9 protein-coding genes are annotated in these 10,293 nt (G+C 71.9%); 3 read left to right on the top strand and 6 right to left on the bottom strand.

What is annotated here, in order from left to right; genetic code table 11:
* Together KGA66_RS25860 and KGA66_RS25855 are read left to right on the top strand one after the other, a co-directional pair.
* The coding region (locus KGA66_RS25860; protein WP_211471616.1) for a MinD/ParA family ATP-binding protein at nt 1–1,004 on the top strand (1,004 nt) is incomplete at its 5' end.
* A gap of 24 nt (nt 1,005–1,028) precedes the next feature.
* Nucleotides 1,029–2,351 carry a M20/M25/M40 family metallo-hydrolase gene (locus KGA66_RS25855; RefSeq protein WP_211471614.1) on the top strand — a complete coding sequence of 441 codons (1,323 nt, stop codon included), beginning with the start codon at nt 1,029–1,031 and terminating at the stop codon, nt 2,349–2,351.
* Here KGA66_RS25855 and KGA66_RS25850 read toward each other — a convergent pair.
* Complete coding sequence (locus tag KGA66_RS25850; RefSeq protein ID WP_211471612.1) at nt 2,298–3,680, bottom strand: hypothetical protein; 1,383 nt, start codon at nt 3,678–3,680, stop codon at nt 2,298–2,300. The genes KGA66_RS25855 and KGA66_RS25850 overlap by 54 nt on opposite strands.
* 105 nt (nt 3,681–3,785) lie before the next feature.
* Entirely contained in the window at nt 3,786–4,745 is a 960-nt protein-coding gene (locus tag KGA66_RS25845) for a bifunctional riboflavin kinase/FAD synthetase (RefSeq protein ID WP_211471610.1), read from the bottom strand.
* 147 nt (nt 4,746–4,892) lie between these two features.
* Between KGA66_RS25845 and KGA66_RS25840 the strand changes: the two genes are divergently transcribed.
* Nucleotides 4,893–5,582: a hypothetical protein gene (locus tag KGA66_RS25840; protein ID WP_211471608.1), complete on the top strand. Its 690-nt coding sequence runs from the start codon at nt 4,893–4,895 to the stop codon at nt 5,580–5,582.
* A gap of 19 nt (nt 5,583–5,601) precedes the next feature.
* Here KGA66_RS25840 and truB read toward each other — a convergent pair whose 3' ends face one another.
* From truB to infB, 4 genes are all read right to left on the bottom strand, one after another.
* Nucleotides 5,602–6,555, bottom strand: a complete 954-nt coding sequence (truB, locus tag KGA66_RS25835; RefSeq protein WP_211471606.1) for a tRNA pseudouridine(55) synthase TruB — start codon at nt 6,553–6,555, stop codon at nt 5,602–5,604.
* Nucleotides 6,556–6,565: 10 nt separating this feature from the next.
* Nucleotides 6,566–7,048 carry a 30S ribosome-binding factor RbfA gene (gene rbfA, locus KGA66_RS25830; protein ID WP_211471604.1) on the bottom strand — a complete coding sequence of 161 codons (483 nt, stop codon included), beginning with the start codon at nt 7,046–7,048 and terminating at the stop codon, nt 6,566–6,568.
* A 22-nt stretch (nt 7,049–7,070) separates the two neighbouring features.
* Complete coding sequence (locus tag KGA66_RS25825) at nt 7,071–7,367, bottom strand: DUF503 domain-containing protein (RefSeq protein WP_211471618.1); 297 nt, start codon at nt 7,365–7,367, stop codon at nt 7,071–7,073.
* Between the two features lie 174 nt (nt 7,368–7,541).
* Nucleotides 7,542–10,293, bottom strand: a 2,752-nt coding sequence (infB, locus tag KGA66_RS25820; RefSeq protein ID WP_211471602.1) for a translation initiation factor IF-2, incomplete at its 5' end; no start/stop codon positions are given.

Raw genomic sequence — 10,293 nt, 5'->3', positions numbered from 1 at the left:
ACCCGTACGCGCAGCGGCCCGGCGGCTACCCCGGACAGGCCCCGCCGCCACCCGGAGCCACCACCCCGCTCGGCTTCCAGGCATCGCAGGACCTCACCTCGGACCGCCTCGTGCGCAAGGCCGAACCGGTCGCCCGCACCGGCTGGCGCAAAACCCTGCGGTCCGCGTCCGGCGGCCTCATCAAGCCCGCACCGGGCAAGACCGAGGCCCGGCGCATCGACCTGCTCGAACGGGTCCGCACGCCGCTGCTCGGCTGCCACCGGATCGCGGTCATCTCGCTCAAGGGCGGCGTGGGCAAGACCACGACCACCACCGCGCTCGGCGCGACCCTCGCCTGGAACCGCGGCGACCGCGTCATCGCCGTGGACGCCAACCCCGACGCGGGCACTCTCGGCCGCCGGGTGCGCCGCGAGACCGGAGCCACCATCCGGGACATGCTCCAGGCGCTGCCGGCGATCCAGAGCTACGTGGACATGCGCCGTTTCACCTCGCAGGCGCCCAGCCGGCTGGAGATCCTCGCCAACGACGTGGACCCGGCCGTGTCGACGACGTTCAACGACGAGGACTACCGGCGCATCATCAGCGCGCTCCAGCGTCAGTACTCGATCATCCTGACCGACTCCGGCACCGGCCTGCTGTACTCGGCCATGCGCGGCGTGCTGCAACTGGCCGACCAGCTCATCGTGGTCTCCACGCCCAGCGTCGACGGCGGCAACTCGGCCTCCACCACGCTCGACTGGCTCGTCGCGCACGGCTACCAGGACCTGGTCTCCCGTTCGATCACGGTGATCTCCGGGGTGCGGCCCTCCGCCAAGGAGTTCGACCTGACCCAGTTGGTCACCCACTTCGCCGCGCGCTGCCGCGCGGTCGTGCCCATCCCGTTCGACCCGCACCTGGGCACCGGAGCCGAGATCGACCTGGAGATGCTGCGCCCCGCCACCGCGGACGCCTACCTCGAACTGGCCGCCAACGTCGCCCAGGGCTTCGGGGAGCGCGCCCGCTGACCGGGCCTTGGGTACGGTAGGGCCATGGAAACCCACCCCGACGAAGCTGCCTACGGCGAGGTGGTCGGCCTGCTGACCGACCTGATCCGGATCGACACCTCGAACCCGGTCAAGCCCGAGCGGCCGGCCGCCGAGTACGTCGCCGAACGGCTCGCCGAAGCCGGCTTCGAGCCGCGGATCTTCGAGCCGGAGCCGGGGCGCGCATCGGTCGTGGTGCGTTTCGAGGGCAGCGACCCGACCGCCGACGCGCTGCTGCTGCACGGCCACCTCGACGTCGTCCCGGCCGACGCCGCGGACTGGACGGTGCATCCCTTCGCCGGGGATGTGCGCGAGGCGCAGGTCTGGGGCCGCGGCGCGGTGGACATGAAGAACATGGACGCGATGACGCTGGCCGTGGTGCGCCGCATGGTTCGCGAAGGCCGCCGGCCGCGCCGCGACGTGGTGCTGGCCTTCCTCGCCGACGAGGAGGCCGGCGGTCATCAGGGCGCGAAGTTCCTGGCCGCCGAGCACCCCGAACTCTTCGACGGCTGCACCGAGGCGATCAGCGAGGTCGGCGGCTACTCCTACGAGGTGTCCCCCGACCTTCGGCTGTACCTCATCGAGACCGCGCAGAAGGGCCTGTCCTGGATGCGGCTGACCGCGCGCGGCCGCGCCGGGCACGGCTCGATGCTCAACGACGAGAACGCCGTGACCACGCTGGCCGCCGCCGTGGCCCGGATCGGCGCGCACCGCTTCCCCACGACGCTGATCCCCACGGTGCGCGACTTCCTCTCCGAGGTCTGCGACGCCCTGGGCGTGCCGTTCGACCCCGCCGACCCCGAGGCCGCGGTCGAGCGGCTCGGCCCGCTGGCCCGCTTCGTCGGCGCCACTCTTCGGCACACCGCCAACCCGACCATGCTCGAAGCCGGATACAAGAGCAACGTGATCCCGGAACGCGCCGCCGCCGTGATCGACGGGCGCTTCCTGCCCGGCGGCGAGCAGGAGTTCCTGGCCGCGATCGACGAACTGGCCGGCCCCGCGATCACGCGCGAGGCGATCCACCACGACCGCAGCGTCGAGGCCCCGTTCGGCGCGCCGATCGTCGAGGCGATGCTGGCGGCGTTGCGGGAGCACGACCCGGCCGCGCGCACGGTGCCCTACTGCCTTTCGGCCGGCACCGACAACAAGACCTTCGCCTCGCTCGACCGCGCCGGCAAGGGCGGCATGCGCGGCTACGGCTTCGTGCCGCTCCGGCTGACCCCGGACCTCGACTTCGCCGCGATGTTCCACGGCGTCGACGAACGGGTGCCGATCTCAGCCCTCGATTTCGGCTGCCTGGTGCTCGACCGTTTCCTCGCCCTCGCCTAGGCCGCGGATCCCGAGCTCGTACGGCGTCTGCTCGAACCAGCGGCGCCCGCCCCGGGTCGGGCGCGGGATACGCAGCCGCGCGTGCGTGGCCGCCGGGTCCTCGTCCGGGGCCGCAGCGGTGTGCCGACCCTGATACAGCGCGACGTACACCCGGCGCACCTGGATCGCGGTCTCCAGCTCGGCGTTCATCCGGGCGTAGAACTGCTCCTTGTACGCCTCGTCGGTCATCGACGAGACCGCGAAGAAGAAGCCGGAGACCGCGGCCAGGAAGATGGAGACCTGGAACAGCTCCGTGTTCAGGTCGAATCCGAGGTAGTCGCTCAGCCGGTGGCCGAAGGCCAGCGCCGGCTCGGCCGGGCGGCCGGTCCACTCGGCGATGTGCCGCGAGTCCATGGTCACCCAGCCGAAACCGATGAAGAACACGAACACCAGCACCGCCAGCAGCAGCACCTGGAGCATCTGGCCGAAGAACAGCACCATCAGGACATTGGCACGCTGCCTGCGACTGAGCGCCAACGCGCCGTCGTGCAGCACGACCCGGTCGACCACCCCGGCCATCGGCGTGCCCTGACAGGCCCGGCGGATGGACGAGCGGTCGTCGTGCTCTGCGACGCGGGAGACCTCGGCGGGCAGCCGGTAGCCCAGGAACAGCACGGTGAAGAGCGCGAACAGGCCGACCACGCCCCAGAGCCGATGGCGGGTCATCTCCCCGGCGAACTCCCACACGTCCTTGCTGATGAACAGGAAGCTGTTGAACAGGAACAGCAGCGGAAGGGCCCGCGCGGCCAGGTCGAAGACCTCGCCGAGTTCCCGGAAGGTGCGTTTGACCGCCCAGCGCGCCAGCGGCAGCAGGGCGGAGGTGAACAGGTAGATGCCGAGTACGACCCCGAGGTTGCCGCCCAGGTCGATACCGGTGATCTTCCAGCTGTCGAAGCCGTTGATCCGCCAGTCCTTGCGCACCACCGCGTCCACGACCGGTGGGATCAGCACCAGTGCGCCGACCTCGGCCCAGCCGATCCGCCGCGGCCGGCGGAACGCGCCGCGCCCCGACGCCAGGTTGCGCAGGGTGTAGAGCCCGAGCAGCAGGCCGATGCCGAGCGCCGCGCCACCGATGCGCTGCGGCACGGTCAGCCGCAGCGAGAGCACCAGCATCAGGCTGATCACGAAGTAGGCGGCCAGCAGCGCAAGCGCCCGCGTGAAGACGTCATCGGTGGCCTTGTGGTCCTCGATGAAGTACGGCAGTCCGCGGCCGACGAACCACGTCTCGGTCCGGCTCAGCAGCGCGTCGTCGTCGACCCCTGGTTCTGGCGCGGCGAAAAGGACGGACATCGGTGCGGCTTCTCCCCCCGGAGACAATGAGTGAGCGCACACGCTACCGAATACGGGCCTTGCCCAGCCAGTCCGGCCCGGTCGCGCGGCCGTCGGCGGGATGCGTCAAACCCCGGGGGCGGCGGCGAGCAGCCGCAGCGCTTCCTCGACGTCCTGATTCATCCGCTTGACCAGTTCCTGGAGCGACTCGAAGCGCTCCTGCCCGCGCAGCCGGGCGAGGAAGTCGACGGCCACGTGCTCGCCGTACAGTTCGAGGTCGGTGCGCCCGATCGCGTAAGCCTCCACCGTGCGCGCGGTGCCGTCGAAGGTGGGATTCGTGCCGACGGAGATGGCTGCGGGCAGCGGTTCGCCGGACACGACGAGCCAGCCGGCGTAGACCCCGTCGGCGGGGATCGCGGTGTGCGGCGGCGTGTCCACGTTCGCGGTGGGGAAGCCGAGTTCCCGGCCCCGCTGGGCGCCGCGCACCACGACGCCTTCCACCCGATGCGGGCGTCCGAGCCGCCGCGCCGCGGTCTCCACGTCGCCGGCCAGCACCATGCGTCGCACGTCGGTGGAGGAGAAGCGGGCCTCGGCTCCGTCCTCGGGCGCCACCAGCGCGAGGCCCTCCGTGGTGAAGCCGTATCGCTCGCCGAGTCCGGCCAGCGTCTCGATCGTGCCGGCCGCGCGGTGTCCGAACCGGAAGTTTCCACCGACGACCACCGCGACCGCGTGCAGACGCTCCACCAGGACCTGCCGGACGAACTCCTCCGGGGTGAGCTTCGAAAGCTGCGTGGTGAACGGCAGCACCAGCACCGCGTCCACGCCCAGCGCCTCCATCAGGTCCATCCGGTGCGCCGGGGTCGACAGCAGCGGCGGATGGGTACCGGGTCGTACGATTTCGCTCGGGTGCGGGTCGAAGGTCAGCACCACGGCCGCGGCCCCGCGCTCTCGGGCGAGGGCGACCGCTCGGCGCACGACCCGCCGGTGGCCCTGATGCACGCCGTCGAAGAAGCCGACGGTGACGACGCAGCCGCCGGGTGTGCCCCAGCCGGGGGGCACCTCGGACAAGCCGTGCCAGCGTTCCATGAACCGTCACTCCTCCAGTTCGTCGCCCTCGCCCCAACCCTGCCAGATCACGCGGAGTGATCAATGTCGGGATAGGCGGTCGCCCGCGGGAGCCAGGCGTTCTACGATTTCGACCGCACACACTCCACAGGAGGGGACCTCATCGTCATGGCCTACCCGCAACCCGGACCGTATCCGGCCTACCCCCAGTATCCCGGTCAGAGCGGGATGCCCGCCAAACCGCCCGTCCCGAAGACCGTGCAGAACGCCTTCTACCTCATGCTGGCCGGCGCGGGCCTGACGCTGATCGGCACGGTCGTCGGGCTCACCCAGACCTCCAAGATGCGCGAGACGATCACTTCCAAGAACCCTACTTTCACCACCACGCAGGTCGACAACGCGGTGCACGCGGGCATCGCCATCGCCGCGGTGTTCGGCCTGATCGAGGTCGGGCTGTGGATCTGGATGGCCTTCGCGAACCGTAGCGGGAAGAACTGGGCGCGGATCACCGCGACCGTGTTCTTCGGCATCAGCTGCCTGAGCGTGCTGGGCCTGCTGGCCGCCTCGGCGGGCGGCTCGGGACCTTTCTCGGCCGCGAAGGCGTCCGGGATCGGCGTCGCGATCGGCATCATCACCTGGCTCGTCGGCCTGGCCGCCGTGATCATGCTGTGGAACAAGCAGTCCTCGGCGTACTTCAAGCCGCCGCAGTTCGGTGCGGGTGGTCCCGGCTACCCGTATCCGTACGCCATGCCGGGCCAGGAACCGATGCCGCCTGCCGCGCCCGGACAGCCCGGCGCGCCCGGGTCGCCGCAGCCGCCCGCTGACCCCTGGTCGAACCCGAATCCGCCGCAGCAGTAATATTCCCGGCCCATAGCGGTCACGCGAAGACCGCTATGGGCCTGGCCCGGTCGCCGCGTTCCTCGACCAACGCGAGGAACGCGCCGTCGGGGCCGAACACCGCGATCGGCCCGCCGCCGAGACCGGGCGAGGGCAGGAAACCGCCGTGCGCGATCGTCTGCGCCTGTCCGCCGTCCACGTCGTAGCGGGGGAAGGCGGCCGCGGCCGCGGCCGCCAGGGAGAGCACAGGCAGCGGTTCACCGCGTTCCACGGCCTCGGCGAGCTCTTCGAGCGTATGGGCCTGGGCGAGGCCGTACGGACCCACCAGCGTGCGCCGCAGAGCCGTCAGGTGCCCGCCGACGCCGAGCGCGGCGCCGAGGTCACGAGCCAGCGCCCGGATATACGTGCCGCTGGAACAGGCGACGGTGACATCGAGGTCGAACACCTCGGCCGCCGCCATGGCCGCCCCGGCCGGGACGCGGCGCGTGCGATGCACGGTGAATTCGTACACGGTGACCGGGCGCGCGGCCAGCTTCACCTCGTCGCCCGAGCGCACGCGCGCATAGGAGCGCACACCGTTCACCTTGATCGCCGACACCGACGAGGGCACCTGCATGATCTCGCCGGTGAGCGGGCCGATCGCGGCGAGCACGGCCGCGTCATCGAGGTGTGCGACCGGCGCCGCCGCGGTGACCTCGCCCTCCGCGTCGTCGGTCAGCGTGCTCTGGCCGAGCCGGATCGTGGCCTGGTACACCTTGCGGGTCAGTGCGAGGTGGCCGAGCAGCCGGGTCGCCTTCTCCAGGCCGAGCACCAGCACGCCGGTGGCCATCGGATCCAGCGTGCCGGCGTGCCCGACCCGGCGGGTTCCGGCCAGCCGGCGCATCCGCGCGACCACGTCGTGCGAGGTCCAGCCGGCCGGCTTGTCCACGATCACCAGGCCGTCCGGCGGCGCCGGACGGCCTGCGTCACGGCGCGCTGCGCCCCTGTCGTTCATCCGCCGCGCTTCACTCGTCCTCGACGTCTTGCACGTCTTGCACGTCGTCGACGTCGTCCTCGTCCTCATCGGCGCGCGGGATGCGGTACGGCTCGGGCTCTCCGGCGTACGTCGCGTCCTTCGCCACCTCGTGCACCTTGGCGTCCGCGGCGGCGGCGCGGGCCAGCAGTTCGTCGATCTGCTTGGCGCCCTCGGGGATCGCGTCGGCCACGAACGCGAGGGTCGGGGTGAACTTCACCCCGGTCTGCCGGCCCACCTCGCTGCGCAGGATGCCCTTGGCGGACTCCAGCGCCGCCGCGGACTCGGAACGCTCCATCTCGTCGCCGAAGACCGTGTAGAAGACGGTCGCCTCGCGCAGGTCGCCGGTGATGCGGGCGTCGGTGATGGTCACGAAGCCGAGCCGCGGGTCCTTGATCCGGGTCTTGAGCGTCTCGGCCACCACCACCTTGATCCGGTCGGCCAGCTTGGCCGCTCGTGTGGCGTTGTTTGCCATCTTCCCGCTCCTGTCCTGTGCCTCAGTCGTCTTCGTCGCTGCGGACGCGGCGGCGCACCGAAAGCAGCTCGAACTCGGGCCGCCAGGCCACCGCGCCCTCACAGTCATCCAACAGCTCAACCACCCGTTGATGCGAGCCTGCCACGACGGCGATACCCAGAACCGCCCGGCGGTGCAGATCCTGGGCGGCGACCTCGGCGGCCCCGACCGCGGGGCGGCGGTTGAGCTCGGCCAGCACGGGCCGGATCAGCCCCCGCTTCTCCTTGAGCGAGTGCACGTCGCCGAGCAGCAGGTCGATCGTGAGGGTTCCGGTGAACACCAGTGACATCGGGGCCAACCCGGCCCAGGGGATGCGTCGCGGACTGAATCAGTGCTGGATTGCCGGCTTTGCCGGCTCGCTGGAGCGCAGGTCTGCCGGATCGCGCCCAGCGGGTGGTGGTGCCAGCAGTGTGCCCGCGGTCGCACACCTGCGGCCGCGGGCACACTGCGTGGATCAGACGCGGGGCTTCTCCCGCATCTCGTAGGTCTCGACCACGTCGTCGACCTGGATGTTGTTGAAGGAGCCGAGGCCGATACCGCACTCGAAGCCCTCACGGACCTCGGTCGCGTCGTCCTTGAACCGGCGCAGCGACTCGATCGCAAGGTTGTCGGCCACCACGGCGCCGTCCCGGATGAGCCGGGCCTTGGCGTTGCGGCGGATGAGGCCCGAGCGCACCAGGCAGCCGGCGATGTTGCCGAACTTCGAGGAGCGGAACACCTCGCGGATCTCCGCGGTGCCCAGCTGCACCTCCTCGAACTCCGGCTTGAGCATCCCCTTGAGCGCCGCCTCCATCTCCTCGATCGCCTGGTAGATGACCGAGTAGTACCGGATCTCCACGCCCTCGCGGTCGGCCTTGGCCTTGGCCCGGCCGTCCGCCCGCACGTTGAAGCCGATGATGATGGTGTCGCTGGTCAGCGCCAGGTCCACGTCCGACTCGGTGATCGCGCCGACACCGCGGTGGATGATCCGCAGGTCGACCTCGGCGCCGACGTCGAGCTTGAGCAGCGCGTCCTCGAGGGCCTCCACCGAACCGGAGACGTCGCCCTTGATGATGAGGTTGAGCTGCTGGATGTCGCCGGCCGCGAACGCGCTGCCGATGTCCTCCATGGAGACGCGCACCCGCCGCTTGGACAGCAGCGCGTTGCGGTCGCGGGCGGCGCGCCGCTCGGCGATCTGCCGGGCGACCCGGTCCTCCTCGACCACCAGGAAGGTGTCGCCCGCGCCGGGTACCGAGGTCATGCCGAGCACCTGGACCGGCCGCGACGGGTCGGCCGCCTCGACGTTGTTGCCGTTCTCGTCGAGCATGGCCCGCACCCGGCCGTGTGCGTCGCCGACCACGATGGTGTCGCCGACCTTCAGCGTGCCGCGCTGCACCAGCACGGTGGCCACGGCGCCGCGGCCGCGGTCGAGGTGTGCCTCGATCGCGACGCCCTCGGCGTTCTGGTTCGGGTTCGCCCTCAGGTCGAGCGAGGCGTCCGCGGTGAGCACGACCGCTTCCAGCAGGTCCTGGATGCCGATGTTCTCGCGGGCGGAGATGTCCACGAACATCGTGTCGCCGCCGTATTCCTCGGCGACCAGACCGTACTCGGTGAGCTGGCCGCGCACCTTCTGCGGGTCCGCGCCCTCCTTGTCGATCTTGTTGACCGCGACCACGATCGGCACGTCGGCCGCCTTGGCGTGGTTGAGCGCCTCGATGGTCTGCGGCTTGACGCCGTCGTCCGCGGCCACCACGAGCACCGCGATGTCGGTCACCTTCGCGCCGCGGGCACGCATGGCGGTGAACGCCTCGTGGCCGGGGGTGTCGATGAAGGTGATCTTCCGCTCCTCGCCGCCGACCACGGCCGGGACCTGGTAGGCGCCGATGTGCTGGGTGATACCGCCGGCCTCGCCCGCGACCACGTTGGACTTGCGGATCGCGTCGAGCAGGCGGGTCTTGCCGTGGTCGACGTGGCCCATGACGGTGACCACCGGCGGGCGCGGCATCAGGTCGTCGTCGCCGCCGTCGTTCTCGCCGAACTCGATGTCGAAGGACTCCAGCAGTTCGCGGTCCTCCTCCTCGGGCGAGACGATCTGGATCTCGAAGCCGATCTCGGATCCGATCAGCTGCAGGATCTCCTCGTTGACCGACTGGGTCGCGGTGACCATCTCGCCGATGGCGAAGGCCGCCTGCACCAGGGCCGCCGGGTTGGCGCCGATCTTCTCCGCGAGGTCCATCAGCGAGGAACCACGGGTCAGCCGTACGACCTGCCCGTTGCCGCGGGGCAGCAGCACGCCGCCCATCGACGGGGCCTGCATGTTGTCGAACTCTTGACGCCGCTGCTTCTTGGACTTGCGGCCACGGGCCGGGCCGCGGCCGCCGGGACGGCCGAACGCGCCCTGGGTGCCGGAACCACGGCCGCCGCGACCTGCGCCGCCGCCGCCGGGACGACCGGCGAAGCCGCCGCCGCCACCGCCGCCGCCACCACCACCGGGAGCGCCGCCGCCGGGACGCGGGCCGAAGCCGGCGCCGGGACCCGGACGGGGGCCGCCACCGGCACGCGGGGCACCGCCCGCCGGACGCGGACCACCCGGGGCGCCGCCACGGGCACCCGGGCCGCCGGGACGACCGCCGCCGCCGGGACCTCCGCCCGGACGCGGGCTGGGGGCAGGACGGTTGGGCATCATGCCGGGGTTTGGACGCGGGCCACCGGGGGCGCCGCCGGTGCGGTCGCCGCGCGGGGCGGCGGGACGCGGCGGCATACCCGGACGCGGGCCGCCCGGCGCATCGCTGCGGGGGGCGCGGTCACGGTCACGGTCACGGTCGCGATCCCCTCCGGGACGCGGCGCGCCCGGGCGGGGCATGCCGGTCGAGCCGGAGGTGAAGGGATTGTTGCCCGGCCGCGGGCCGGAGGTGCGCGGGGCACCGGGACGCGGTGCCGAGCCGCCGCCGGTGCGGGACGAGCCGCCCGCGGGACGCTGGGCGGGTCCGGGACGCGGTCCAGGCGCCGCGGAACGCCCGGTGGCGCCGCCGGAGGCTGGGCCGGACGTGCCGGGCGCGTTGGACGTGCCGGGCGCGTTGGACGTGCCGGGCGCGTTGGACGTGCCGGGCGCGCTGGGCGCGCTGGGCGCGCTGGGCGTGCTGGGCGCGGCCGGGGCCTCGAAGGCCGGGGCTACCGGGCGCGGCGCTGCGGGCTTGGGCGCGCCGGGACGCGGGCCGTTCGAGGGC

The organism is Actinocrinis puniceicyclus (assembly GCF_018283645.1).
Classification (GTDB): domain Bacteria; phylum Actinomycetota; class Actinomycetes; order Streptomycetales; family Catenulisporaceae; genus Actinocrinis; species Actinocrinis puniceicyclus.
This window is presented reverse-complemented; position numbering and strand designations above follow the sequence as displayed.

What these genes read in the sequence shown, in the direction of transcription:
- KGA66_RS25855 (WP_211471614.1), top strand. Translation starts at nt 1,029, where the DNA reads ATGGAAACCCACCCCGACGAAGCTGCCTACGGCGAGGTGGTCGGCCTG.
- KGA66_RS25850 (WP_211471612.1), bottom strand. Translation starts at nt 3,680, where the DNA reads ATGTCCGTCCTTTTCGCCGCGCCAGAACCAGGGGTCGACGACGACGCG.
- KGA66_RS25845 (WP_211471610.1), bottom strand. Translation starts at nt 4,745, where the DNA reads ATGGAACGCTGGCACGGCTTGTCCGAGGTGCCCCCCGGCTGGGGCACA.
- KGA66_RS25840 (WP_211471608.1), top strand. Translation starts at nt 4,893, where the DNA reads ATGGCCTACCCGCAACCCGGACCGTATCCGGCCTACCCCCAGTATCCC.
- truB (WP_211471606.1), bottom strand. Translation starts at nt 6,555, where the DNA reads ATGAACGACAGGGGCGCAGCGCGCCGTGACGCAGGCCGTCCGGCGCCG.
- rbfA (WP_211471604.1), bottom strand. Translation starts at nt 7,048, where the DNA reads ATGGCAAACAACGCCACACGAGCGGCCAAGCTGGCCGACCGGATCAAG.